The organism is Desulfoluna sp. HI9BLuna, from assembly GCF_056829775.1.
Window position 1 is genome coordinate 4,140,423 of sequence record NZ_CP186555.1, and the last position, 25,413, is coordinate 4,165,835.

Annotated in this window: 23 protein-coding genes and 1 pseudogene; 7 read left to right on the forward strand and 17 right to left on the reverse strand. The window is 58.7% G+C overall.

Annotated features, from left to right (window positions below):
- Window positions 1-92 precede the first annotated feature (92 nt).
- The 9 genes from ACOYW0_RS16740 to ACOYW0_RS16780 form a co-directional block, all read right to left on the reverse strand.
- Entirely contained in the window at window positions 93-887 is a 795-nt protein-coding gene (locus ACOYW0_RS16740) for a nitrilase-related carbon-nitrogen hydrolase (protein WP_482414967.1), read from the reverse strand.
- 2 nt (window positions 888-889) lie between these two features.
- The gene (gene ahbA / locus ACOYW0_RS16745) at window positions 890-1,345 is read right to left on the reverse strand and encodes a siroheme decarboxylase subunit alpha (RefSeq protein ID WP_180136916.1); all 456 of its coding nucleotides are present in this window, start codon (window positions 1,343-1,345) and stop codon (window positions 890-892) included.
- Window positions 1,346-1,643: 298 nt separating this feature from the next.
- Window positions 1,644-2,042: a secondary thiamine-phosphate synthase enzyme YjbQ gene (locus ACOYW0_RS16750; protein ID WP_482414968.1), complete on the reverse strand. Its 399-nt coding sequence runs from the start codon at window positions 2,040-2,042 to the stop codon at window positions 1,644-1,646.
- 103 nt (window positions 2,043-2,145) lie between these two features.
- Window positions 2,146-2,466 (reverse strand): TusE/DsrC/DsvC family sulfur relay protein, encoded by a 321-nt coding sequence (locus tag ACOYW0_RS16755; RefSeq protein WP_482414969.1) that lies wholly within the window; start codon window positions 2,464-2,466, stop codon window positions 2,146-2,148.
- A 150-nt stretch (window positions 2,467-2,616) separates the two neighbouring features.
- Window positions 2,617-3,465, reverse strand: a complete 849-nt coding sequence (locus ACOYW0_RS16760; RefSeq protein WP_180136913.1) for an FAD/NAD(P)-binding protein — start codon at window positions 3,463-3,465, stop codon at window positions 2,617-2,619.
- Between the two features lie 16 nt (window positions 3,466-3,481).
- Window positions 3,482-4,522 carry a 4Fe-4S dicluster domain-containing protein gene (locus ACOYW0_RS16765; protein ID WP_482414970.1) on the reverse strand — a complete coding sequence of 347 codons (1,041 nt, stop codon included), beginning with the start codon at window positions 4,520-4,522 and terminating at the stop codon, window positions 3,482-3,484.
- Between the two features lie 68 nt (window positions 4,523-4,590).
- The gene (locus tag ACOYW0_RS16770) at window positions 4,591-5,442 is read right to left on the reverse strand and encodes a 4Fe-4S ferredoxin (RefSeq protein ID WP_482414971.1); all 852 of its coding nucleotides are present in this window, start codon (window positions 5,440-5,442) and stop codon (window positions 4,591-4,593) included.
- Between the two features lie 3 nt (window positions 5,443-5,445).
- Window positions 5,446-5,877 (reverse strand): hydrogenase iron-sulfur subunit, encoded by a 432-nt coding sequence (locus tag ACOYW0_RS16775; RefSeq protein WP_180136910.1) that lies wholly within the window; start codon window positions 5,875-5,877, stop codon window positions 5,446-5,448.
- Between the two features lie 83 nt (window positions 5,878-5,960).
- Window positions 5,961-8,999, reverse strand: coding sequence for an FAD-dependent oxidoreductase (locus ACOYW0_RS16780; RefSeq protein WP_482414972.1), 3,039 nt, complete (start codon window positions 8,997-8,999; stop codon window positions 5,961-5,963).
- A gap of 318 nt (window positions 9,000-9,317) precedes the next feature.
- Between ACOYW0_RS16780 and miaA the strand changes: the two genes are divergently transcribed.
- Both miaA and ACOYW0_RS16790 read left to right on the forward strand, forming a co-directional pair.
- Window positions 9,318-10,232 (forward strand): tRNA (adenosine(37)-N6)-dimethylallyltransferase MiaA, encoded by a 915-nt coding sequence (miaA, locus tag ACOYW0_RS16785; RefSeq protein WP_482414973.1) that lies wholly within the window; start codon window positions 9,318-9,320, stop codon window positions 10,230-10,232.
- Window positions 10,233-10,263: 31 nt separating this feature from the next.
- Window positions 10,264-12,192: a penicillin-binding protein activator gene (locus ACOYW0_RS16790; protein WP_482414974.1), complete on the forward strand. Its 1,929-nt coding sequence runs from the start codon at window positions 10,264-10,266 to the stop codon at window positions 12,190-12,192.
- Between the two features lie 175 nt (window positions 12,193-12,367).
- Here the strand turns inward: ACOYW0_RS16790 and ACOYW0_RS16795 are convergent, their stop codons facing one another.
- Both ACOYW0_RS16795 and ACOYW0_RS16800 read right to left on the reverse strand, forming a co-directional pair.
- A complete protein-coding gene (locus ACOYW0_RS16795) occupies window positions 12,368-13,708 on the reverse strand; it encodes an ATP-dependent 6-phosphofructokinase (protein ID WP_482414975.1) in 1,341 nt (446 codons plus the stop codon).
- 153 nt (window positions 13,709-13,861) lie between these two features.
- Window positions 13,862-14,839, reverse strand: coding sequence for a KpsF/GutQ family sugar-phosphate isomerase (locus tag ACOYW0_RS16800; protein ID WP_482414976.1), 978 nt, complete (start codon window positions 14,837-14,839; stop codon window positions 13,862-13,864).
- A gap of 405 nt (window positions 14,840-15,244) precedes the next feature.
- Here ACOYW0_RS16800 and ACOYW0_RS16805 point away from each other — a divergent pair, with 405 nt between their 5' ends.
- The 3 genes from ACOYW0_RS16805 to ACOYW0_RS16815 all read left to right on the forward strand — a co-directional run bounded on the left by ACOYW0_RS16805 (window position 15,245) and on the right by ACOYW0_RS16815 (window position 18,964).
- Window positions 15,245-15,523 carry a PxxKW family cysteine-rich protein gene (locus tag ACOYW0_RS16805; RefSeq protein ID WP_180136904.1) on the forward strand — a complete coding sequence of 93 codons (279 nt, stop codon included), beginning with the start codon at window positions 15,245-15,247 and terminating at the stop codon, window positions 15,521-15,523.
- Between the two features lie 222 nt (window positions 15,524-15,745).
- A complete protein-coding gene (locus ACOYW0_RS16810) occupies window positions 15,746-17,056 on the forward strand; it encodes an aminotransferase class I/II-fold pyridoxal phosphate-dependent enzyme (RefSeq protein ID WP_482414977.1) in 1,311 nt (436 codons plus the stop codon).
- Between the two features lie 111 nt (window positions 17,057-17,167).
- A complete protein-coding gene (locus ACOYW0_RS16815; protein WP_482414978.1) occupies window positions 17,168-18,964 on the forward strand; it encodes a chloride channel protein in 1,797 nt (598 codons plus the stop codon).
- A gap of 277 nt (window positions 18,965-19,241) precedes the next feature.
- Here the strand turns inward: ACOYW0_RS16815 and ACOYW0_RS16820 are convergent, their stop codons facing one another.
- The 3 genes and pseudogenes from ACOYW0_RS16820 to ACOYW0_RS16830 all read right to left on the reverse strand — a co-directional run.
- On the reverse strand, window positions 19,242-19,901 hold the full coding sequence (locus tag ACOYW0_RS16820; protein ID WP_482414979.1) for an HAD family hydrolase: 660 nt from the start codon (window positions 19,899-19,901) through the stop codon (window positions 19,242-19,244).
- An 11-nt stretch (window positions 19,902-19,912) separates the two neighbouring features.
- Complete coding sequence (gene truA / locus ACOYW0_RS16825; RefSeq protein WP_482414980.1) at window positions 19,913-20,728, reverse strand: tRNA pseudouridine(38-40) synthase TruA; 816 nt, start codon at window positions 20,726-20,728, stop codon at window positions 19,913-19,915.
- 1 nt (window position 20,729) lies between these two features.
- Window positions 20,730-20,837, reverse strand: a pseudogene (locus tag ACOYW0_RS16830) (dual CXXC motif small (seleno)protein); the annotation flags it as partial.
- 232 nt (window positions 20,838-21,069) lie between these two features.
- Between ACOYW0_RS16830 and ACOYW0_RS16835 the strand changes: the two are divergent.
- Window positions 21,070-21,813 (forward strand): pseudouridine synthase, encoded by a 744-nt coding sequence (locus tag ACOYW0_RS16835; protein WP_482414981.1) that lies wholly within the window; start codon window positions 21,070-21,072, stop codon window positions 21,811-21,813.
- Entirely contained in the window at window positions 21,810-22,418 is a 609-nt protein-coding gene (locus ACOYW0_RS16840) for a hypothetical protein (RefSeq protein WP_482414982.1), read from the forward strand. Before ACOYW0_RS16835 ends, ACOYW0_RS16840 begins: the two co-directional genes overlap by 4 nt.
- A 146-nt stretch (window positions 22,419-22,564) precedes the next feature.
- Here the strand turns inward: ACOYW0_RS16840 and ACOYW0_RS16845 are convergent, their stop codons facing one another.
- The 3 genes from ACOYW0_RS16845 to ACOYW0_RS16855 all read right to left on the reverse strand — a co-directional run bounded on the left by ACOYW0_RS16845 (window position 22,565) and on the right by ACOYW0_RS16855 (window position 25,031).
- Window positions 22,565-23,842: a bifunctional folylpolyglutamate synthase/dihydrofolate synthase gene (locus ACOYW0_RS16845; protein WP_482414983.1), complete on the reverse strand. Its 1,278-nt coding sequence runs from the start codon at window positions 23,840-23,842 to the stop codon at window positions 22,565-22,567.
- Window positions 23,843-23,964: 122 nt separating this feature from the next.
- Complete coding sequence (gene rpsU / locus ACOYW0_RS16850) at window positions 23,965-24,162, reverse strand: 30S ribosomal protein S21 (RefSeq protein WP_092207517.1); 198 nt, start codon at window positions 24,160-24,162, stop codon at window positions 23,965-23,967.
- Window positions 24,163-24,356: 194 nt separating this feature from the next.
- A complete protein-coding gene (locus tag ACOYW0_RS16855; protein WP_180136898.1) occupies window positions 24,357-25,031 on the reverse strand; it encodes an adenylate kinase in 675 nt (224 codons plus the stop codon).
- Window positions 25,032-25,413 lie beyond the last annotated feature (382 nt).

Consider the following 25,413-nt stretch of genomic DNA (forward strand, 5'->3'; position numbering starts at 1 on the left):
GGCGAACGCCATCAAAAGGCTGGGTGTTGTCTTCTTTCAGTTCTGCGGAAACAGGTTAACCACCTGTAAGCTATCGACTTTGGCGTCGGGGATTAAAAGTCGGGGCGGGTGTTGGGCAGGAAGTAGCGCATGGGGTGGGACCTGACCTCGGTCAGTTTTTTTTGGTCAATGTCCACGAGGTGGAGGCCTTCTGTAAGGCGTGGAGGTCCCGCAAGATGCCCCGAGGGGTCAAAGGCCAGGGCCAGGGCCGGAAAGGAAAGGTGCGCTTCGTTGGTGCCGCACTGGTTGACGGCAGCCACCCAGAAGCTGTTGTCAAAGGCCCGGGACGGCAGGTGACGCATCCAGGAATCGTATTTCTCTTCGCTGGTGCCCCTGGGGGAGGCGTGGGGTAGGATCACAAGGTCTGCGCCCTGCTGGGCCAGGTGGTGAAAGGCCAGGGGGAAGTGGGCGTCGTAGCAGAGCATCATGCCAATGGAAAACCCCTTGAAGGAAAAGAGGGGCAGGCCGGTGCCGGCGCTGTAGAGTCCCTTTTCCGGCGGGGCCAGGTGGAGCTTTCGGTAGGTGGTGTGACCTCCGTCCGGTAAAAGGGCTGTGTGGGAGGCGAACAGGTCACCGGAGGAGGCCTTTTCCGCATACCCGGCAAGGATCCCTAAGCCGGTTTCGTTTACGGCCTCCTGAATGATGCAGAGGGCCTCCCTTTCGGTGATGGCCCGCTCAAAGGCACCGGTTCCGTTGGCATAGCCGGTGAGGGAGAGCTCGGGAAAAGCGATGAGGTCGGCCCCGGCCTCCCGGGCCTTGCGACTGCTGCGGTGAAGGGTGTCTCTGTTGCCGGAAGGGTCGGCAAGGGAGGCGGGAACGGCGGCCAGGGCAAGGCGCAGGGTTTCCATGGCTACTCCACGGTGAATTCGGCGCGAATTTTAAAGATATGGGTGGCTGGCAGGTTGTAGATACTGGTGACCCCGGTACGCTCGGCAATTTCGGCCAGGTTGGCCTCAATCTGGGCCACGGAGTCTTCGATGAAGGTGAACCAGACGTTGAACTCGTCATCCCGGACGTAGTTGTGGGTAACGCCTTTGTAGCTGTTGACCACCTCGGCAAAGGTCTCAAGCTTCTCCTCGGGAACCCTGGCCCCGCAGAGGGTGCTGTGAAAGCCCACTTTTTCGGGGCTGAAGTTGCCGCCGATACGGCGGATGATACCCATCTCCTTGAGCTTTGCCACCCGCGTGATCACCTCGGCTTCATCCATGGACAGCGCGTCGCCGATGGCGGCATAGGGCCGTTTGCAGATGGGAAAATCGGATTGGATGTGGTTGATGATCTGCTTGTCCTTCTCTTCGAGGGTCATGTACGGATGCTCCTTTGGCCGCTCATGGGTAATCGCCTGGCAGGGCCTTATAATAAAGGGGGCCTGCGTGTCGTGTTTCTTGAATTCGATATCTTATGATGCCGGGGCCGTTGCGTCAACCGTTGGGGCCGGGCGCCATCGGGTCAACGCATTTATCCATTCAGTTGCCTCCGGCGGGTCGCTTTTTGAAAAAAGTTCCGCGAAAACGTTCCGGCAACCAAGGCGCTTGTCTTCTGCTCCTTGATAAAGAAGAATAAGAGGGGCTATGCGCCTGTTGGTGCCGCAGCCCTTCAGGGCCTTACCCCGGAAGGCACTTGAGGACCACCCGGCGTTTGCGGGGGCCGTCGAATTCGGCAAGGTAGATGCCCTGCCAGGTGCCGAGGACAGGGCGTCCCTCTTGGATGAAAATGATCTCGGACGAGCCGGTGAGGCTTGTCATGACGTGGGCATCGGAATTTCCTTCCAGGTGCCGGAAGGCCGGGTGATCGGGGAACGCCTTTTTCAGGGCGTAGATCACATCTTCCTGAACGGCGGGATCGGCGTTTTCATTGATGGTGACGGCAGCGGTGGTGTGGGGCACGAACAGGAAGAGGACGCCGTCGTGGCAGCCCCATCGGTCTATTTCTGCCTGCACGTCAGAGGAGATATCCACCAGCTCTTTGTTTTTTGTGGTCTGGATCAGAAGGGAAGTCTGCATGGGCGTTTGGGAAAGGCTTATAGGGTGAGGGGCTTAAACCAAAAAAGGCCCCGCCGTTACCGACAGGGCCTGATTTGATAAACTTAAAAACGGCGTCCGGTGACTATACGCAACCGGTGGGCTTGGGAAGACCAGCCATTTTGCAGGCGCCTTTGCCGGGGCCTGAGGGGAACAGCTCGTAGATGTGCTTGAGCTTGAACTTGGTCAGCTTGGAGAGAACGCGAACCATGGGAGCGATACCGTTTTTACGGTAGTAGTCCTGAAGAACGTCGATAACGAGCTTGTGCTCGTCGTTCAGCTCTGCAATACCTTCTTCTTTCATAACGATCTCCAGCCACTCTTCGGTGAACTGGTTGAAGTCAAGAAGGAAACCATCCTCATCTACGTCAAACGACTTTCCGTTGTATTCAATTGTCTCGGCCATTGAATCAAAACCTCCTGTTGAGAATTATCAATTTGAAAGGCTTATCCCTTATTTTGTCCTGTCCACTTCGAAGAGAAGAAATACAGTAAAGAAAGGGCAATGTCAACCCGTAACATACAATATGTTACGGGTTTAACCGCCTATATTCGTTTACTGATCCTCTTCCGGCATCTCATTGAGCTTGTCGAGGGTGAAGACGGGGCCGTCTTTGCAGACCAGCTCCTTGCCGATGTTGCAGCGACCGCACATGCCGATGCCGCATTTCATTCGGTTTTCGAGGCTCATGATGATGTGATCAGGCTTGTAACCAAGCTTGTCCAGGACAGGCTTGGTAAACTTCAGCATCATGGGGGGGCCGCAGAGGATGGCGTAGGTATCGTCATCGGCCTGGGGCGCCTGGGTTTCGGTGATGGTGGGCACGAAACCGGTGTGGTATTTCCAGTCGGGATCATCGGTGCCGTCAACGGTGAGGTTGAGGTTGATGTCGTCCCGTTTTTCCCACTCCACCAGCTCATCCTTATAAAGGATCATGCCGGGGTTACGCGCACCGTAGATCACGTCCAGTCGGCCGAAGCGCTTGCGGTTTTCGGGCTCGAGCAGGTACTTGATGGTGGAACGCAGGGTGGTAAAGGCAAAACCGGCGCCGATGATGACGATGTTTTTGCCTTCGAGGTCCTCGATGGGATACCAGTTGCCCAGAGGGCCTCGGATGCCCATGATGTCGCCTACCTTCATGTTGTGAAGGTGGTCGGTCACTTTACCGGTACGGAACACGGTAAACATGACAAAGCCCTTCTCGGAAGGGGAGGAGGCGATGCCAATGGGGATTTCACCCTGACCGGGGATGGAGAGCTCTGCGAACTGTCCAACCTTGTAGGCAAATTTCTCTTCATCTTCCGGGTTGAGAAAGACAAACTTAAAGGTTCTGAGCGTTTTATCCGCGGTCGCAACCTGAATGTCGTCAATGCGAACGGGATACGCCTTATAAGGATTCTGCACAGGTCTTCTCCTTTTTTTAGCTGGCGGCTTCGTAACCGTTCATCTTGTTACAGATGCTGCGGATATCAATGTTGGCAGGGCACTGCTGAACGCAGCGGCCGCAGCCCACGCACATCAGGCCCTTGTCGTACTTGTCGACAAAGTACTTGAGCTTGTGCATGAAACGCTGACGGAAGCGCTGATGCTTCTGTTCCCTGGGGTTGTGGCCGGAGCCGTGCAGGGTGAACAGAGAGGTCATGCAGCTGTCCCAGTTTCTCATGCGCACGCCGTCGTTGCCCTTGTTTTCGTCCTGGATGTCGAAACACCAGCAGGTGGGGCAGGCGTAGGTGCAGGTCCCGCAGTTGATGCATGCAAAGGAGAGTTCTTTCCAGAACGGTGCATCGTAGAGATCGAGGCTGTTTTTGCCCCGAAGCTTGGAGGACTCCACCTTGCAGGTGATCTTGGCTTCGGCTTCGGCTTTTTTGGGCTCGAAGACAGAGGCATCGCCTTCGGCTGCCCAACCGGCCGCTGCCAGGAGCTTCTCCCCTTTTTCCGTCAGGGCTTTGGCCTCGTAGGCATCGCCGCAGTCGGAGAGGAGAACGTCGAGGCCTTCCTCGTGGTAGGGGCCGCATCCTGCGCTGGTGCAGAAGCAAGTGTCGCAGGGGGCGTCACAGGCCAGGCCCACAAAGGTGGTGGCTTCGTAAGAGTCCATCCAGAAGGGGTCGCGGTAGTCTTCGGTGTCGAAGTTCATGCGGACCAGGGCCAGGGCCTTGGCGTCGCAGGGTCGCATCCCGATGACGGCCCGGGGGGAATAATCCTTGGGGGCGTCCTTGAGGAGGTGGTGTTCCGGATCAGACTCGTCCAGGCTGTACGTAAACATCGGCTCGGACTGGGGGAAGACCACGGACTTGGGGGAGAGACGGGTGTTGGTGTACGCCATGTCCGGCGTTTCGTCACTCGTCAGTTCCTTGTATTCGTGGGCATCACCCTGCATCACGGGGCCGAAGAGGCGGTAACCGCTTCTCAGGCTGTCAATCCCGCCGGCCCATGTATTTTTATCAATTTTGATGACCTTCATGATATTTGCCCTTGTTCATATGATGGTTCATTCGCTCAGTTCAGATAACACAAGAGAGGCGAACGGGATTACATGATGAATTTTTCGGGATCGTCCAGCTTGAAGCTGTCCAGCGGCGGACGCTGGTCGACGGTAAGTCCCGCTTCCCAACCGTAGAGCTCGTAGCAGTCTTTTTCGAGCTTCTTGGTGAAATTGCGCACCTTGATGTTCTGGGGGCAGGCCGCTTCGCAGGCGCCGCAGTCGGTGCAGCGGCCGGCGCAGTGGTAGGCCCTCAGGAAGTGGTAGGTGCGAATATCGATGGGATCGGTTCCTTTGCCTACCCACTGGGGTCGGGACTCATCCACGAAGCAGGTGGGGCAGTAGCACAAGGGGCATGCGTTCTTGCACGCGTAGCAGCGGGTGCAGCCGGAGAGGAGCTCTTCGAAGAAGGCCCATTTCTCCTGGGTGTCCATGGCTTCAACCTTGCGGACGTCTTCGTAGCGGTCCACGTCCTTCTGCTCTTCCACGAGGTCGGCACAGAGCTCGTCGTAGATGACGGGGTTTCTGTGGAGACAGGTGGCGCAGTTGGCCTGAAGCTGCTCGGGGTTGTTCTTGTCCACCATCCCTTTGCAGGGCACGCCGATGATCACAAGCTGATCGCGGGAGATCTTGTTTTCGATGATGTGGTTGACGATGTTTCGAGAATCACATCCCTTGGCGATGATGGCGATCTTTTCCGTACGGCCGGTGATGTAGTTGGCCAGGTTCAAACGGCAGTTTGCATCCCAGACAAGGTCTTTGGCATCTTCGGCTTTGGTGATCATGCAGGGCTCGTTGGTGTTGGCCACGGTTCCTTTACGGAATCCAACAACGCACTCGACGGTGCCGTCGTTCAAGAGCCTTTCCGATATCTCTTTGATTTTTCCGATGTATGATTCCATGGCTTAACCCTTCGCCGCGCTCTTTTTCACGTAATTGGTATTGGGACCCAGGGCCTTGACGGATTCCGTGACCTTGGTCACCACGTCCACGAACTTGGTGGACTCGGCGGACGAGATCCAGGAGAACTGCAGGCGGCCGGGTTCAACGCCCATATGCTCCATGAGGTTTTTCATCAGGGCGAACTTTCGACGTGCGTAGTAATTACCTTCCAGGTAATGGCAGTCACCGGGATGTCAGCCGGAAACCCAGACGGCATCAGCTCCTTCGCGCAGGGCGGCCAGGAAGAATTTGGGGCTCATGCGACCGGAACAGGGGATCCGGATCACGCGGACGTTGGCAGGGTACTGGGCTCTGCCCACACCTGCGAGGTCAGCGGCTCCGTAACTGCACCAGTTACAGAGAAAGCTGACGATTTTCGGTTCGAATTCAGCCATTTTTATTTAGTCTCCTTTGAATCCCGCCCCTTCGAAACTCGCTCGGAAAGGGCGGGACAAACAGGTTTAATGCGAATCTGTCCTTACGCTTCGTTCAGGGCAAAGATCTGCGACATGATCTGGTCGTTATCAAAGCCCCTGTGGCGAATGGCACCGGATCGGCAGGAGCCGACGCAGAGGCCGCAGCCCTTGCAGAGTACGGGGTTGATCTGGGCCTTGCCTGCGTCTCGGCCTTCGGTCATGAAGGAAGGCGCGGAGTAGGGGCAGACGCTGACACAGATCCCGCAGGAGCTGCAGAGCGCGGGGTTCACATGGGCGACCTGGCCGCTGGTGTGAATGGTCTCACGGGCCAGCAGGGTGATGGCGCGGGATGCCGCTGCCTTGGCCTGGCCGATGGCTTCGTCAATGGGCTTGGGATAGTGAGCCATGCCGCAGAGGAAGACGCCGTCGGTTGCGAACTCGCTGGGACCCAGCTTGGCGTGGCGTTCCACGAAGAAGCCGTTGTCGTTCATGGGCAGCTTGAAGAACTGGGCAACCTTTTCATCCCGGTAGGGCACCACGGCGGTGGCCAGGGAGAGGAGGTCTGCTTCGATCTCAACTTCGCGCCGGAGAACGTGATCGACGGTCTTGATGGATACCTTGTCTCCGTTGACGGCGACAACAGGCTTCTTGTCCACGTCGTAACGGATGAAGATAACGCCTTTTTCGCGTGCTTCGCGGTAGAGATGCTCGCGCTCGCCGTAGGTCCGGATGTCGCGGTACAGGATGTATACGTTGGCAAGGGGATTGCGGCGTTTGATTTCCAGGGCGTTGTCGATGCTGTGGGTACAGCAGACACGTGAGCAGAAGGGACGCTCGGGCTCACGGGAGCCGACGCACTGGATAAATACGGCTGAATTCACGGTGTTCAGCATCGGATCGTCGGCCTTGAGTTTTTCGTCCATTTCAAGGCTGGTGACGATGCGGTCGCTGGAGCCGTAAGAGTATTCTGTGGGGGTGTAGGGCTGAGCCCCGGTGGCCATGACGGCAACCCCGTGCTTCAGGACGGTCTCCGCTCCGTTGGAAGCGAGGGTGGATTCGAAGTTGCCCACGAAGCCTTCCACGTTTTCCAGGGTGGTGTTCAGGTGAACGGTGATGTTGTCGTCCTTGGTCACGTCGTCGATGAGCTCGACCAGCTTCTCTGCCACATTCTCGCCGGAGGCGGTGCGGTAGAGGCGGTTGGCGTTGCCGCCAAGCTTGTCTTCGCGCTCAACGATGTGGGTGGCGTATCCCTGACGGGAGAGGCTCTGGGCGGTGGTGATGCCCGCAAGGCCCCCGCCGAGGACCATGGCGGTCTGGTTGACCTGGAGCTCGGCTTCTTCGAGGGGCTGGAAGAGGGCGACCTTGGCCACGGACATGCGAATGAGGTCCTTGGCTTTTTCGGTGGCCATCTCCGGCTGATCCTTGTGTACCCAGGAGTCCTGGTTACGGATGTTGGTCATCTCGAAGAGGTACTTGTTGAGGCCGGCGGCCAGGAGGGTCTCCTGGAAGAGGCCTTCGTGGGTCTTGGGCGTACAGGCGGCAACCACAACGCGGTTGAGGCCCTTCTCCTTGATGGTCTCAGCGATCTTGTCCTGAGTATCCTGTGAACAGGAGAAGAGGTTGTTGGCCACGAACTCCACGTAGGGGAGGGACTTGGCGTACTCGGACACAGCCTCCACGTCCACGGTGCCTGCGATGTTGGTACCGCAGGAGCAGACGAAGACGCCGATCTTGGGTCGTTCGCCGCCCACGTCGAGCTGGGGCACCGTCTCGGCTTCCTTGGTCACGGTGTTCCGTGCCGAGGCGATGGACTCGCCGGCCGCGGCAGCTGCCGCACTGGCGTCCACGATGGACTCGGGAATGTCTTTGGGGCCCTGGAAGGCGCCGCAGACGTAGATACCCTCACGGCTTGTGGCCACGGGGTTGAAGGCGGAGGTGGCGGCAAAGTTGCTGGGGGTAAGCTCAATGTCCAGCTTCTTGGCCAGTTCCACGGTTTCCGGAGCCGCCTCGAGACCGATGGAGAGGACGATCATGCCGAAGACTTCGGTCTTGATGGTGCCGTCTTCGGTGACGTAGCGTACTTCCAGGTCATCGGTTTCAGGAATGGGGTTGATGGTGTGTACGCGGCTGCGGACAAACCGGATACCACGATCCTTGCTCTTCTCGTAGTACTCTTCGAAGTCCTTGCCCGGAGTACGCATGTCCATGAAGAAGATGGCGCAATCCAGATCGTCCCCGTTGTGCTCCTTGGCCATAACCGCTTCTTTGATGGCGTACATACAGCAGACGCTGGAGCAGTGGCCGTTGTCGCAGCGGTTGATGTCCCTTGAACCGATGCACTGGAACCAGGCGATCTTCTTGGGCTCTTCGCCGTCCTTGCTCCGACGGGTCAGGTGACCCTGGGTGGGGCCTGAAGCGGAGAGGATACGCTCGAATTCCAGAGAGGTAACAACGTTGGGGAACTTGGTGTACTGATAGGTGTCGAAAACGGAAGGATCAAAGGGCTTGAAGCCAGTGGCCAGGACCACGGAGCCGACGTTGAGGGTGGTCTCCTTGGCGGTCATCGTGTAATCGATGGCGCCGGTGGGGCAGACCTTCTCGCAGTTTCCGCACCTGTCCTTGGTAAGCTTGAGACAGGTGTCGGGATCAATGGCGTACTTAAGGGGTACGGCCTGATCATACTCGACGTAGATGGCTTTTCGCTTGATCAGATTAGCGTTGTAAGGGTCCGTGACCTTCTTGGGGCATTTTTCGGCACAGAGACCACAGGCGATACATTTGGACTCGTCCACGTATCGGGGCCTCTCGTTTAAGGTAACTTCAAAATTACCTGCCTCGCCCTGGATGTCGATCACGTCAGAAAGGGTTTTTAACTCAATGTTCAGATGCCGGCCGACCTCGACCAGTTTAGGTGAGATAATTCACATTGCACAGTCGTTGGTCGGAAAAGTCTTGTCCAGCTGGGACATGACACCGCCAATGGAGGCCCCTTTTTCGACCAGGTATACATAATAACCTGAATCGGCCAGATCCAGGGCAGTTTGCATACCGGCGATACCCCCCCCGACGACCATCACGGATCCGATTACATCCTTAGACATGGCTTCTTTCTCCTGTTGAATGGTGCGCAGGCGCATTCAAATCGCTGAGAACGGCCTTGCAGTGTTACAGAATATTCCAAATAAACCTGAAAAGTTATATTTCCAGAGTCGACGAGCGCGCTGGCTCGCAGCTATCTTACCTTATATTAAAGATAAAATGAGCAAATACACTTACTACCCGCTATATTGGGTGTTGTCAATAGAATTATATTTATATATTAAGGGACTAAATGTCCGGTATCCGTGCGGCTGTTCAATGGTGGACAACGGGAGAAACCGGCGTGAATCCGTTTAGGCTTGTTTACATTATTTACTGGTATGAATAGAAAAATTGTTGTGATATGTGGACCCACCGGTGTAGGAAAAACCTCTGCGGCCATAGAGGTTTGCAGACGGTTTTCCGGGGAAGTGGTCGGGGCGGATTCCATGCAGGTTTATCGGCAAATGGACATCGGCACGGCCAAACCCACCGAAGAGGAGCAGCGTCTTGCCGTTCATCACATGATTGACGTGGTGGACCCTGATGAACCTTACGACGCCGCCCTTTTTGCGGCCCAGGCCGATGGGGTGATCGACGCCCTGTGCGATGGCGGGGTGTTGCCCGTGGTGGCCGGCGGTACCGGCCTTTATGTGAAAGCCCTGGTTCACGGGCTCTCCGAGGCGATCCCGTCGGATCCCGTCATTACCGAGAGGCTTACGGCCGAGGTGGAGGCCTCGGGGCTTGCCCCCCTTTACGCCCGATTGGTTCAGGTGGACCCGGCGTATGCTGATAAAATAAGCGAAAACGATCCGTTGCGCATTGTTCGTGCCCTCTCTGTTTTCGAGGCCACGGGCAAGCCCTTCAGCGCCCACCACGCAGAGCACGCCTTTGCACAGGCCCGCTACGATGCCCTCAAGGTCTGTCTCTTTTCGGACCGGGAGACCCTGTACGACCGCATCAACCGGCGCGTGGACCTCATGGTGGCCGAGGGCCTTCTGGACGAGGTCAAAGGGCTCCTTGCCCGTGGCTACCACCGGGGCCTGAAGTCCATGGGGTCCATCGGGTACCGGCACATGGTGGAGCACCTGGAGGATGGCGTGCCCTGGGAGGAGACTGTCAGGCTCCTGAAGCGGGACACGCGGCGGTTTGCCAAGCGGCAGCTCACCTGGTTTCGGGCCGACCCCGACATGATCTGGCTGGACCCCGGGGATACCGAAGGTCTTTTTGCGGCCGTGGAATCGTTCCTTGCATGACAACCCACTATATTAAGGATGGCCAAAGGGTATGGCGATAAAGAACCCGTTGATAAAAAAAGGGGCCCGGGCACTGCTTTTCCTGGTGCTTATTCTGTGTTTGGTCGGTTGCGGGCAAAGGGGGTACGGCCCTGAGCGGGTCCTGCCGGAAGATGAGCAGCTTTTTGTCCGTGCGGAAGAGGCCTTTGGCGCACGGCGATACGACCAGGCGCTGGAGATGTATGCCGACGTGGTGGGCCGTTATCCCGATAGCCATGTGGCCGCTGCAGCCCTGTTGAAGCAGGGGATGATCTACGGCCTTACCGGTGCCTACGGCAAGGCCGACGTCGCTCTGGCCCGGGTGGCCGAGGTATATCCCGAGAGCCCCCTTGTGCCTGTGGCTCTGGTGGAGTCCATGATTCTTTCCTATCGCCGGGGAGATTTTCCCGGGGTGATCCGAAAGGGTGCGGCCATTCCAGATACCCTCTCTCCATCCGATTATCTGATGCGAAAATACGCCGTCATGGGGGATGCCTACCTGGCCCTGGGGGATACTGTGGACGCCGTGGGCGCCTATTTCAAGGCGTGCGAACTGGCCCATCCTGCAGAGCGCAGGGGGGTGACGGTCCGTCTCCGGCAGACCGTGGCCAACCTGACCCTTTCGGAAACCCTGGAGATGCTTTCGCGGGTCCACGACAAGGAGAAAAGGGGGTACCTGCTTCTGAGGCGCATGAGGGCCCTGGCGGAGGACGGGCAGGGTGACGAGGCCCTCCGGGGGGCGGTGGAGTTTCTGAGCCTTTACGCGGTTCACCCGGTGCGTGATGAGGTGGTGGCCTTTCGGGAGGCCCTCAGCCAGACCCATTTTAACCCCAGGGTGCTGGGATGCCTGTTGCCCTTTACGGGCCGGTATGCCGAGTACGGGCGCCAGGCACGGGAGGGGATTGAGCTTGCCTTCCAGTCCATGGCCGCTGACGAAAGGTATCGGGATGCCCAGTTGATTTTCCGGGATACGGGCTCCGATGACGAGACGACGCGCCAGGCTGTTCGTGAGCTGGTGGAGGCAGGGGCCGCAGCCATCATCGGTCCGGTGGGCAACGTGGAGAGCGCCGCGGCCGAAGCCCAGCTCAGGGGGATTCCCCTCATGACCATGACGGGCAAAGAGGGGATCACCGCCTCCGGCGACTTTGTTTTCCGGAACTTCATAACCCCCAGGATGCAGGTTCGCTCCGTGGTCTCCTACGCCTTTGAGGTGCTGGGCTTAAACGATTTTGTGATCCTCTATCCCGATGAACCCTATGGCCGGGATTTCATGAACCTGTTCTGGGATGAGGTGGAGCGCTACGGGGGAGAGATTCGCGGGGTGGAGGCCTACGCGGCCGGTACCGTGGACTTTTCACGGGCCATCAAGAAACTGACCGGGCTCTGGTACGCCAAGCCCCAGGTTCCCACCGGCATGCAGGCCTGGGGGCGTGTTCTGCCCGAAGATGCCAAAGGCTCGGGCCAGGTGGTGGACTTTGAGGCGATCTTTATTCCCGACGGACGGAAGAATCTTGAGATGATCCTGCCCCAGCTGGCCTTCCACGATTTAGGGGGTGTGTACACCCTGGGTACGAACCTCTGGCACAACACAGCCCTGAGAAAAGGGGTGTCCGGCCATCTTGGGAACAGCATCATCCCCGACGGTTTTTACGCGCGGAGCCGCGACCCGAAGGTCAAGGGCTTTGTAAGGGCGTTTAAAGGCGCCTATGGGCGAACCCCCGATTACATCGAGGCCGTGGCCTTTGACTCTGCTTCTTTGATGTTGAATATCCTCCTGGATTCGGCACCGGCATCCCGTGGTGCGGTCCGTGATGCCCTTCTGGCGGTGAACGCCTATCCCGGGGTCACCGGAACCACCTCCTTTGACGGAACCGGCGATGCGGACAAGGTCCTGACCCTTCTGAAGGGATCGAGGCGGCGGTTTGTGGAAGTGGGGAGGTAGAAAAAGAGGGGATAGGTAAAAGGGCATAGGTAAAAGGGGGCGCGTCGGCGCTTCACCACTTTAAAAATGGATGTGCCGCCACGCTGTTTCCGAGAATCACTTTGGAGCGCGTGGCGGCAACCGAAACGTTTTTGCGAGGCTTGTTTTGCCAAGTCGACCCGCGGAAGCGTTTTTTTTATGCCTTTTCCGGGGCGGGGTTCTTGAGGGAGCTTTGGCCCGTGGCCTCCAGCACCGTGGCCCAGAGCTTTCCGTCGGGGTCCACTTTTTTGCGCTGGGTGATCACCTCGTCCATGGGCACATGGACAAAGTGGTTGTTCCAGTGGCTCACCACCATCTTGGTTTTGCCCGCCATGCCGGCGTGGACCGCGTCGCGCCCGAGAAAGCTGCAGAAGACGTGATCGTTGGCGTTGGCCGGAAGGCTCCGGATGATGTAGCTGGGGTCGATGTACTTCAGGCTGACGGGGATCCCCTTCTCCTTGAAGTAGGCCATGATCTTGCTCTTGATGAGCAGGCCAATGTCGTAAAGCTTGACGTTGCCGGACGCGTCGTGCATTTTTTTGCGCCCTTCAAAGAACTCCTGGCCTGCGCCTTCGGCCACCACCACCACGGCGTGGCCGCGAAGGGTGACCCGTTTTTCCAGGTTTTCCAGGAAGCCGTTGGGGCCGTCCAGGTCAAAGGGGACCTCGGGGATCAGCACGAAGTTGACGTCCTGGCGCGCCAGGGCGGCGGTGGCCGCAAGGAAGCCGGATTCCCTTCCCATGAGCTTGATGAGGCCGATGCCGTTGGGGTAGGCCTCTGCCTCGTTGTGGGCTCCGCTGATGGCCTGGGTGGCGATGTCCACGGCCGTGTCGAAGCCAAAGGAGCGGGCCACGAGATAGACGTCGTTGTCGATGGTCTTGGGGATGCCGATGACGCTGATTTTCAGGCCGCGCTTGGTGATGGCCTCCGAGATCTTGGATGCGGCGGCCAGGGTGCCGTCGCCCCCGACCATGAAGAGGATGCCGATGTGCATGCGCTCCAGGCTGTCCACCACCTCTTCGATGTCCTGATCTCCCCGTGAAGATCCTAAAATGGAACCTCCGCTGTCCAGGATGTTGGTGACGGTTTCCGGGGAGAGGTCCACGGTGCTGTGCCCGTATTTGGGGATGAACCCCTGGAGGCCGTGCCGGATCCCGCAGATGTGCTTCACGCCGTAGCGGTGGTAGAGCTCCAAAACCACGGACCGGATGATGTCGTTGAGGCCGGGGCAGAGGCCGCCGCAGGTCACCAGGGCGCATCGGAGCTTGCTGGGGTCAAAGTAGATCTTGCGACGGGGCCCGGCTGATTCAAAGGCGGGGGCGGGGATGTCGTCGGCTTTGAGTTGGGCCACATGCTTTTCGTTGACGTGCAGGAGGATCCGCTCGTCGTCGTCCACGAAGTAGGCCCCGCATTCACCGTTATTCGGTTGCAGGAGGGGGGAGGGGATCTTGGCTTCACCAAGGGTCTGGATGGTGGTGTCGATGTGTTCGAATCTCATAATCACTCCCATCATGGCGTTGCGATGTGCCCCCGCATCCGGTTAGGGATACGGGGGCGTCGGGTATCTGTCATGATCCGATGCCGGATCAACGGATTTTTCGGGTGAACCGCGGGCGTCCCTTTTTTGCGCCCGGTCAAAAAGGAGAGGGGATCAGTTGCCGTTGAACTGAAACGCCCCTTTTCCGAGGATGTCGTGGAGGTGGAGCAGGCCCTTGACCCTGCCCTGGTCGTCGGTGGCGGGCAGGACCGTGATCTGGTGCGCTTCCATCATGTTGAGGGCGTCGTAGGCCGGGGCGTTGATGGCCACGGACCGGGGGGACCGGGTCATCACCTCGGAGACGGGGCGGGCAGGGTCGAAGTCCTCGGCTGCCATGAGGTGGCGGACATCCCCGTCGGAGAGCAGCCCTAGGAGCAGGCCCTTGTCGTCGGTGATAAACACGGCACCCAGGCGACGGGCGTCCAGGGCGGCCAGGGCGTCGCCAATGGAGGCGGAGGCCGCCACCAGGGGCACCATCTCGCCGGTGACCATCATCTCGGAGACCTGCAGGGAGAGCCGCTGGCCCAGGGCGCCCCCGGGGTGGAACTTTTTGAAGTCGTCGGGCTTAAAGCCCTTGGCGTCGATGAGCACCACGGAGAGGGCGTCGCCCATGGCAAGCTGGGCCGTGGTGCTGGAGGTGGGGGCAAGGCCCAGGGGGCAGGCTTCCTTTTCCACGCCCGTGTCGATGACCAGGTCCGCGTGCTGCCCCAGGGTAGACTTGGGGTTGCCCGTGAAGGCCACCACCGGGCAGCCAAGGGCCTTTATGCTGGGCAGCAGGTGGTTGAGCTCGATGGTTTCACCGCTGTTGGAGATGGCCAGCACCACATCTTTGGGGGAGACCATGCCGAGGTCGCCGTGCATGGCTTCCACCGGGTGCATGAAGACAGCGCGGGTTCCGGTGCTGCTCAAGGTGGCGGCGATTTTACGTCCGATGAGGCCGGATTTGCCGATACCGGTAATGATGACGCGCCCCTGGCTTTCCAGGATGGCGGTTACGGCTTTGTCGAAATTGTCGTCGAGTTTATGGGTCAGGTTGAGGAGGGCATCGGCTTCGGTGCGGATAACCTCGGCGGCCTGTTGGATTCGATTCATGGTGTTGTCCTTCAAGATGGTCTGTATGTATGGAATGCACCATGGACACATATGGACCGTGTGTCCATGATGTTGTGGTTTTGTGTGGGCCTTGCGAAAGGTCGGCTCATCACCTTACTTTCGTAAGTGGCATCAAACGGGCCAAAGATCAAGGGAAAAAGCCGCGCGGGGCCATGGGGAGATGTCCCCTTTTCCGGCGGCCTCAGCCATCCGGGGCACCGGATGGTGCCGGGGATCAAGCATCGGCGCAGGGGCAGGGGCGGTGCCATTTTTTAAAAGTCCCCATGAATTTGAATTTGACAAATGGGGCTGAGTTCTTTTATAAATATTTGGTTTAATTTTGATCTATTGAGATACCATGAGTCGGCCCCAGGGCCAAAATCTGTGATATGGAGAGTATATCCAATGATTTGTACAACAGTTCGAAACGGCAGCGATTGCCCTTTCATGACCAAAAGCGGTTGCTCCTACGAGGGCGGCGTCTGCAAACCCATTATCGAAAAGTGCGAAGGCTGCGGCCGCATCGGTGAGTTCGCCTCCGAAAAATACTGCACGTCCGCACCCGATCCCGATGCACGCTGGAAAAACGGCAACTGCAACCTTGCCACCCACGTGAAGAACGTGATCGTTGAGAAGAAGCAGAAGATCAACCCCATCAAAGCTTCAAAGCGTGGGGGAAGATAGCGTATCGAGTCGATGCAGAGCCGATCATAGATGCGCCTTTTCGGACGATTCAAAAGCCCCCGCCTTTTCACCTTTGTGGTACAACGACGGGGGTTTTTTTATCTTTTGGTTATTGCCTGGAGAATAGGGGCGGCACCTTGCCGCATGACACGTATATGATGAAGATGTGGCTGGTCCACATCGGAAGTGTCGAACCGACACAGATTTGAAGGAGCCTGATCCATGAACGAAATCGCCAGACAGCTGAATGAGGAAATCGCCCAGGGTAATGGTTATCTGATGGAGATGTTGTCAGAGGTTGGTAAAAATCTCTTTTTTCCCAAAGGGATTCTGAGCCAGTCCGCTGAAGCAAAACAAAAAGCGCACCGGATCAACGCCACCATCGGCATTGCCAAGGAAGAGGGCGGCATCATGCGTCTTCCGTCCGTCATGGACAGCATCGAGGGGCTGGCACCGGAAAACAGCCTGACCTACGCCCCCTCATTCGGTATCCCCGGACTCCGCGCCGCCTGGAAAGAGGCGATGTACGAGAAGAACCCCTCCCTTGACGGTGCAGAGGTGAGCCTGCCCGTTGTGACCTGCGGCATCACCCAGGCCATCAGCGTCATGGCCGATGTCTGGGTCGACCCCGGCGACGCGGTGATCCTGCCGGACATGATGTGGGGCAACTACAACCTGATCCTCTCGGTTCGTAAAGGCGCCACCTTGTCCAAGTACAACCTCTTTACCGAAGCCGGCGGCTTTGACCTGGCCGCCTTTGAGGCCAAGGTGAAGGAAGAGGCGGCGGCTCGCGACAAGATCATCGTGCTCCTCAACTTTCCCCAGAACCCCACCGGGTATACGGTGACCAATGCCGAAGCAGCCAGGATCGCCGACATCCTCGAAGAGGTGGCCAAGGGCGGGACCAACGTCATCGCCGTCACCGACGACGCCTATTTTGGCCTGTTCTACGAAGAAGACGTCCTCAAGGAGTCCATCTTCTCCCTCATCAGCGGTCGCCACGAGCGCCTCATGGCCATCAAGATGGACGGGGCCACCAAGGAAGATTATGTCTGGGGCCTTCGCGTGGGCTTTCTCACCTACGGCATTCCCGCCTGTGATAACCAGGCCGGTGTCTACGACGCCCTGGAGAGGAAAACCGCCGGTGCGGTTCGCGGTAGCGTCTCCAACGCCTCGCACCTGAGCCAGTCCATTGTCCTGAAGGCCATGCAGACCGAAGGCTACGCCGAGTCCAAGGACGCCAAGGGCGAGATCCTCAAGGCCCGCGCCAACAAGGTGGCCGAGGTGTCCCGCGATGCGAAGTACGCCGACGCCTGGAGCGTCTACCCCTTTAACTCGGGCTACTTCATGTGCATCCGCCTTAAGAACACCGATGCCGAAACCCTGAGACTCCATCTCCTGGATACCTACGGGGTGGGCCTCATCTCCCTGGGGGCCACCGACCTGCGCGTGGCGTTCTCCTGCATTGAGATCGAGGACGTTCGCGAGCTCTTCGACACCATTTACAAAGGTGTCCAGGACCTGGCGGGCTAACCGGTTCGTTTGTTGCACCCGGGCCTGACCTCGCTCCGGCCCGGGCTTTTAAGTGCCCTGCAGACTCTCTGCTGTGCGGGGCGGCACATGTGATTGCCCATTGGAGTTTATATGGTCTTGTTGACCAAAGGCGCACGGGGTCGGAAAGGGATCTACAACGCCGGCAAGTGGTTTTCCTACTTTTTGATCATTGGCCTCATTGCCGGGTGCGGATCTGTCCTTTTTCACTACCTGTGCCAGCTGGGAATCCACTATTTTATGGATTTCATGGCAGGGTACCGTCCCACGCCTCCCGCCGGAGAGCACCATCTCCTCGAACCCACCACCCGTCCTTTCAATCGGTGGATCCTCCTGTTTCTTCCCGCCCTGGGCGGTCTCGTCAGCGGCTGGCTGGTCTACACCTTTGCCCCGGAGGCCGAAGGCCACGGCACCGATGCAGCCATCGACGCCTACCACAACAAGGGCGGCTTCATCCGGAGCCGGGTGCCCATCATCAAAACCATTGCCTCCACCATCACCCTGACCACGGGTGGGTCCGGTGGCCGGGAAGGCCCCATCGCCCAGATCGGGGCGGGCTTTGCCTCGTTTCTGGCCACGCGTTTAAATCTGTCGGACCGGGAACGCCGCATCATGATGGCTGCGGGCATCGGCGCAGGGGTGGGCAGTATCTTCCGTGCGCCCCTGGCAGGGGCTCTGTTTGCTTCGGAGGTGCTCTACCGGGACCCTGAGTTCGAGTCAGATGTGATTATTCCTGCGGGGATCTCCTCGGTGGTGGCCTACTGCGTCTACTGCCTGGTTTATGGCTGGGGGTCCCTCTTTGAGTCCCCGGATTTTCTCTTCCGAAACCCCCTGGAGCTCGGGCCCTACCTGGTGCTGGCCGGGGTGCTGGTGGCCACGGGCTGGTTTTACGTGAAGGTGTTCTACGGCACGGAAAAGGTGTTCAAAAACCTCACCGGGGTGCCCAACCACTTGAAGCCTGCCATGGGAGGGCTCTGCACGGGCATCATCGGGTTTTTCTTTTCCCATACCCTGGCTTTCGGCTACGGGTTTATCCAGACGGCCCTCACCACGGGACTGCCCATCACCATGCTGCTCACCCTTGCCATCGGCAAGATCTTCACCACCTCCTTTTCCATCGGATCCGGGGGCAGCGGCGGGGTCTTCGGTCCGTCGGTGGTCATCGGCGGCGCCATGGGCGGCGTTGTGGGCCAGATTTTTCACCAGATCATGCCGGGGGTGGTAACGGCCCCCGGGGCCTTTATCATCGTGGGCATGGCCGGTTTTTTTACGGCTGTCTCCAACACCCCCATCTCCACCATTATCTTCGTCAGCGAGATGACCAACTCGTACCATCTCCTGCTGCCGAGTCTCATGGTCTGCTCCATCTGTTTTCTCATGGGCCAGAAGTTCACCATCTTTGAAAACCAGGTGAAGACCAAGGTGGATTCCCCGGCCCATGCCGGTGAGTTCATGGTGGATATTCTCCAGAAGCTTCGGGTAAAGGACCTCATGCCTGCGGTAAAGCAGGTGCCCCACGTCCATGAAGAGATGGGCTTTCTTGCCTTCAAGCGGTTCTTTTCGGAGACCAAGCAGCACTACTTTCCCGTGATGAACAAAGAAGAGCGCCTGGTGGGCATCTTTTCGTCCACAGACATCCGGAGTGTGATTTTTCTTCAAGAGGTGGAGCACCTCATTGTGATGCGGGACATCGCCACCACCGAGATTATCACCACCACCCCGTCCGAAGATTTAAACGCGGTGCTCCAGAAGTTTACTCAGAAGAACATCGACAGCCTGCCCGTGGTGCAGGAGCATGACGCGGGCATCCTCATCGGCATGCTGGATCGTCGCGACGTCATCGCCACCTACAACCGCCAGGTAGAACGCATGAAAACCACCAGGGGCTAAAGCCCCTGGGGATTGCGAATGCTCCTTGGGCTCGTTCCTCGCCCGCGTCGCATTCGCGTACGGGCTGCGCCCGTGGGAAAACGTGGGGTGACGGATAAAAAAAAGGGAGACCACGTCGCTGTGACGTGATCTCCCTTCTTTATTTGTAAGCCACGGGCGTCAGCCCGTCAGCGAATGTGATGAGCCTGAGGCACGAAGGCGAAAGAGCATTCGCGAACCTGGGGTCCAGGGGCTTAGCCCCTGGCCGCCGGAGGCATCGCTTTTGTCTGTTTTGTTTTTACAGCAGGTCGAGCAGCTCCAGGGGGTGGTTGATGAGGTGTTTGGCGCCGCTCTCTTCGAGCTCTTTTTGTTCGCGGAAGCCCCAGAGGACGCCCACGGGGACCATGCCGGCGCCCACGGCGGTTTTCATGTCCACGGCGGTGTCGCCCAGGTAGAGCATCTCCTCGCCTTTGATGCCGGTGGTCTCAAGGATCTCCAGGGCCCCTGCGGGGTCGGGCTTTCTGGGGACGCTTTCCCGGGCGCCCAGGACCTGGTCAAAGGTCCAGCGGGGCATGATGTCGGCGACGCACTCCCCGGCGGATTCGTGGGGCTTGTTGGTGAGGACAAAGAGTTTGATGCCTTTATCCGCAAGGGCGGTGAGGAGCTCGGGGATCCCATCGTAGGGATGGGCGATGGTGCCGGTGAGCTTGTGGTAGATGGAGAGGAATCGCTCCAGCAGGGGCTCGAACTTGTCGGGGTCGGCTGTGACCTCTTTGGGGGCGGCCCGCTCCACCAGGACCCGGGCCCCGTGGCCTGCAAAGTATTTGAAGGCGTCTTCGGGGTGGGTGGGGTAGCCGAAGGCCGCCAGGGTGCGGTTGGTGGCGGTGGCGATCTCTTCCAGTGAGTCGATGAGGGTGCCGTCCAGGTCGAAGACGACCCCTTTGATATGTGTTGTCATGAATGGTTCTCCTAACAGGGGCCGAGCCAGAGGCCGGCGGGGTAGAGGGGGGAGTCGGTGAACTCTCTCGGTGTGTGGGGCGTGTCTTCATACACCACGGATACGAGGAACAGGCCCCGGGAAGGGGCGGTGGCACCGGCGTGTTGTCTGTTGCAGGATGCAAGGATTTCCCTGAATCCGTCCGGGGTGGTGCGGGAGAGTCCCACATCCACCAAGGTGCCCACCAGGTTCCGCACCATGAATTTTAAAAAGCCGCTGCCGCAGAAGGTGAGGGTGATAAGCCCCTGACCGTGGTCGTGGACGCAGGCCTCAAAGAGGGTGCGCACGGTGGTGGCCCGGGGGCTGCCCGTGCCTTCGAAGGCTTTGAAATCATGGGTGCCCGCAAGGCATGCTGCCGCCTGCTGCATGGCCGGTATATCCAGGGGATTCCGGATGTGCCAGAAGGTGTCGGCGCTTACGGCCGGTGCCACCGGGCGGTTGATGATGCGGTAGGTGTAGCGCTTGCGCCGGGCGTTGAACCGGGCGTGGAAGGTGTCTTCTACCTTTTCGCATGCGTGGATGGTGATGGTCTCCGGGAGCATGCTGTTGAGGGCGTCCTGGAACTTTTCAGCGGATATGGCGGTGTCTGCCTTGAAATGGGCCACCTGGGCCACGGCATGGACGCCGGCGTCCGTGCGGCCTGAGGCGATGACGGTGACGGGTCGGGTGACCATGCGCGTCAGGGCCTTTTGGATCGCCTCCTGCACCGTGGGCTGGTCGGGTTGGATCTGCCAGCCGGCGTAGGGCGTTCCGTGGTATCCGATGGTCAGTTTGAAGGTGGTTTCCATATCAGATGCGGTTGATGGGCACGCAGGCCATTTTCCGTTCAAAGGCTTCGTCGATGAGTTCCTTGAGCCGTTCGGGGCGATAGCTTGTGTTGCAGGACCTGCAACGAAAGGTGACGCGGGTTCATGACCGCTGCACCTCAAGGGGGCTTCCGCATTCGGGGCACTCCCCGTGGGTGTCGGTTTGATTGAACATTTCAGAGGTTTCCTGTACATAGGGTAAGGGGCGCGCCGCAGTGAAGGCGCGGCCCCGATTTTTTGGGCCGGAAAGCGGCCCGGTGATCGCCATAGGTATATAGAAGAAACGGAGCGGATTCAACCGCTCTTTGGAAGGAGAAGGGGTTGTGACTGAGATTGAGGGGGTGCGCCTCCAGAAATACCTGGCCCATGCAGGGGTCTGTTCCAGGCGGGCTGCCGAAACCCTGATCAAGGAGGGGGCAGTGACCGTGAACGACCGGGTGGTGACGGAGCTGGGGTCCCGGGTGGATCCGGCAAAGGACCGGGTCTGCGTGAAGGGCCAGGCGGTTCGCACCGAAGAAAAACGGGTCTACCTTGCCCTGCACAAGCCCGTGGGGGTGATCACCTCCTGCAACCATGGGGATGCCAGGGTGGTTACGGACCTGGTGGATGTGCCGGAGCGGGTGTTCCCCGTGGGGCGTCTGGACCGGGATTCGTCGGGGCTCCTTATCCTCACCAACGACGGCAGGATTCATCACCGGCTCTCCCACCCCTCCTTTGACCATGAAAAAGAGTACCGGGTGCGGGTGTCAGCCGAGATTTCGTCCTCGGAGCTGTCCCGCATGGAAAAGGGGATACGCCTGAAGGAAGGCATGACCCGGCCCTGCAGGATTCGTCGGGAGGACAGGGACCGTTACACCATTGTGCTCAAAGAGGGTAAGAATCGCCAGATCCGGCGCATGGCGCAAAGCGTGGGCCATGAGGTGGTGACCCTGAAGCGTGTGCGCATGGCCAATATCCGGCTGGGGCAGTTGAAGCCCGGACAGTGGCGCCATCTCTCGCAAGGGGAGGTGGCCGAGCTCTTGAAGCGAACCGGGGTAGAGGCTGGCAAAGGGAGGCGACGCAGGTGATGGGCTTGTTTGGGCGCAGCACAGGATACAGGTATACGCCCCTGGGTGAGTTTTACTGCCCGGGATGCCGCCAGACCTCAGAGTGTCAGTCCATGGAGACCCTTACGGTGATCCGGCTGCTGGGGATGCCTGTGCGCACACGTTCCGAAGATGCCGGCCTGGTGCGCTGCCTTCGGTGCGGCGGGGTCTTTGACCGGGATGTGACAGCCCATAGCCCCACGGTGACCCGTGACGGGTTGAAGCCCGCGCTTTTGGCTGTGGTGCTGGCGATGATGGATGCCCACGGGGAGAAGGGCTGCTTGAAAGGAGCCGTTGACTCCCAGTTCATTGAGGACGTGACTGGGGTTGTTATGGATGCCGATGCCATGGCTCTGGAAACGCGTCGTTATGAAGCCGACCCCGATGCCCTGGGAGAGCGCCTGAAGCGTATCGCTCCGTATCTTGCCAACGCCGAGAAACGGATGCTCCTTGAGTCGGCCCATCGTGCGGCCCAGGCAATGGGGTATGTGTCCGGTCAGGCGGCCCTGTTGCAGCGCATCGCCTCTCTCCTTGAGGTCCCCGATTCCCTGGTCCGGGCGGCATACGATGCGGCCTCGGGTACTTGAGTGGCGACAAGGTTTCACTGATCGCGCTATTCTGTGCCCGTAGAAGGCGCGCATGGCAGTCATAAAAAAAAGGACACCCCCAGGCGGGGTGTCCTTTTTTGGTTTTGGTGCGAGAGGCAGTCGTTCAGGCTCGGCCTTGATAAGGCTTACCGGCTCGTGAGGGCGGCCCGGGCTTCTCCGGCCACGTAGAGGGATCCTGCCACGAGGACCAGTTCGTCCTGCCGGGCTGTGGAGCGGGCGGACTGGATGGCCTGCGCGATGTCGGGGATCACCGAGACGTCGCGGACGTATTTGGACGCAGCGGCCCGCATGGCTTCCGGGTCGATGCTTCGGTCGGTTTTGGCCTTGACGAGGATGACGCGCCTGCAGAAGGGCAGCAGGTTGGCAAACATCTTGGGATAGGCTTTGTCGTCGAGGATGCCTGTGACCAGGGTGATGTCCCGGCCCCGCTGCTCGTCTTCAAGGTACTGGACGAGGACTTTTATGGCTGCAGGGTTGTGCGCCCCGTCAATGATGGTCTCCGGGTTGCCGGCGACTCGCTCAAGGCGTCCGGGCCAGGGGGTGGTGGCCAGGCCCTGGCGAATGGTCTCGTCAGCGATGCGGAATGTGTCTCCTTTTCTCAAGGTGGCACAGGCTGCCACGGCAAGGGCGGCGTTATCCACCTGGTGCCTGCCGAGCAGGGAGGTGGTGAGGTCGCTGATGGAGATGCCGCTGCAACGGCAGCTAAAACCCTTGTCGGAGCGTCGGGTGTGGATGTCCCGGCCCAGGCGGATCACGGGGGCGTCCAGCTCCCGGGCGGTCTCTTCCACCACGCCGATGGCGCTGGCCTGGCGCACGCCCACGATGGCGGGGATGCCCTGCTTGATGATCCCTGCTTTTTCGTAGGCAATTTTGGCGATGGTGTCGCCCAGGTGGTCCTTGTGCTCCAGAGAGACGTTGGTGATGACCGACAGGGCCGGGGTGACGATGTTGGTGGCGTCCAGTCGGCCGCCCATGCCCGTTTCGATGATGGCCACCTCCACCCCTTTTTCGGCGAAGAGATCAAAGGCCATGGCTGTGGTCAGCTCAAAGAAGGTACCGGAGCGTTCTCCGACATTGGCGGCTTCCACCCGGTTGTAGCTGGCCACAACGTCTGCATCGGTGACCATCTCGCCGTCCACCACGATGCGTTCGTTGAACCGGACGAGGTGAGGAGATGTATACAGGCCGGTACGGTAGCCGGAAAGGGTCAGGATCCGAGATAGATAAGACGCCACGGAACCCTTGCCGTTGGTGCCCGCCACATGGATGACGGTGAATTTTTTCTCCGGGTTGTCCAGGCGTTCAAGGATCCCTTTCATGGTGTCCAGGCCCAGGATGATGCCGAAGCGGCCGAGTTTGTACATGGTGTCGAGACAGCGCTCGTAGTCGGATTGCATTGTCATGGTGGATGTTACTCTGAAGATGTTGGTGGTCTGCCAATACAAAAAACCCGGCTAAATGCAGAAAATGCCTAAGCCGGGCCTTTTGAAAAAGAATCGATAGCGATACAGGAAACTGTCAGGCCTTAGCGGTTGCGGGCACTGGCAATCCTCTGTCGACGCTGCGCTTCGCGCTGCTTGCGGCGTCGGAATTCGCTCGGCTTTTCGTAGCTCTTCTTGAGCTTCAGCCGCTTGAAAAGGCCGTCGTTCTGAATTTTTTTCTTCAGAATACGCATGGCTTTTTCGAGATCGTTATCGAGTACTTTAACTTCGATTTCCTTCAAATATATCGCCCCTTTCTCAACATCAGAGGCCGGTGATCTCTTGCGTTCGGCGTGATGGTTAGTCTGTATACTATTAAAAAGTAAACTCCTGTAAGGATAAAACAAAAAAAAGGTGATGGCAAGAAAAAAATCCTGCCATCACCTTTTCGGTGTCTTGCTGTCTGAAAGCCTCGGCCCAGGGCCGTTTGCGTATCCTACAGCTTGGAGATGAGTTCGTCGGTGACGGACTTCATGTCTTTTTCACCGGCCAGGGTGATGTACTTGGTGGCATCGCTCTTGGCGGCAACATCTTTGAAGTAGTAGGCCGCAGCCAGGGTGCCGTCCACTTCGTTGTAGTAGATGGAGTGGCGTTTGTCGATGGCTGCGTCATCCTGGTCGTCGGCGCGGGAGGTGAGGGCTCCGCCGCAGACGCGGCATTTGTCGCCATTGGGCTTGATGGCTTCGATGCCGATGTTGTTGGGGTGGTTGGGGTCGTTTTCGCAGAGGCGTCGGCCGGTGATGCGGAGCTTGGCAATCTCTCGGTCCAGGACAATCTCAACCACGTAGTTGAGTTCCATGCCGGCGGCCTTGAGGGATTCATCGAGTTTTTCGGCCTGCACCTTGTTTCTGGGGAACCCGTCCAGGAGCCAGCCGTTGGCGCAGTCGTCCTGCTTGAGGCGATCAAGGATCATGGGGATGGTGATGTCATCGGGTACGAGGTCACCGGCGTCGATGTAGCTTTTTGCTTTTTTGCCGAGTTCAGTACCGCCCTTGATGTTCTCGCGGAAGATGGCGCCGGACTCGATGTGGGCAGCATTGTACTTGTCCTTGAGGATGGATCCCTGGGTGCCTTTTCCGCTTCCGTTGGGGCCGAAAAATAAGATGTTCATGCGAAAATCCTTTCAGTTAAAGGGGTAAACGATAACCATATACAATTTTGGGTGGACAGAGTCGTTGCTTCGCGGCCCTGTCTCCTTTGGTCCGTGCGGGGTGCAAAGAAGGGGTTCCTCGCCTGGCCGGTACGAATTATTAGCCAATGGTTTGAAAAACGGCAACGCCTTTCGGCGGCTGAGTCTGATTGAGGAATCCATTCTTCGATTATTTTTTACATAATCATCAAAAAAGTTTAAGTAATAGAATGTAGGTGGCTTGTCAAGGGGAGGGATACATTGTATGGGAGGATGGGGGCTGATTCAGGGCGAATTTTCAATGACGTCCTGGGTGTGGTGTTGCGCAGAGAGTTCCCTGTGGTGTGGGGTGTTGCGAGGTTTT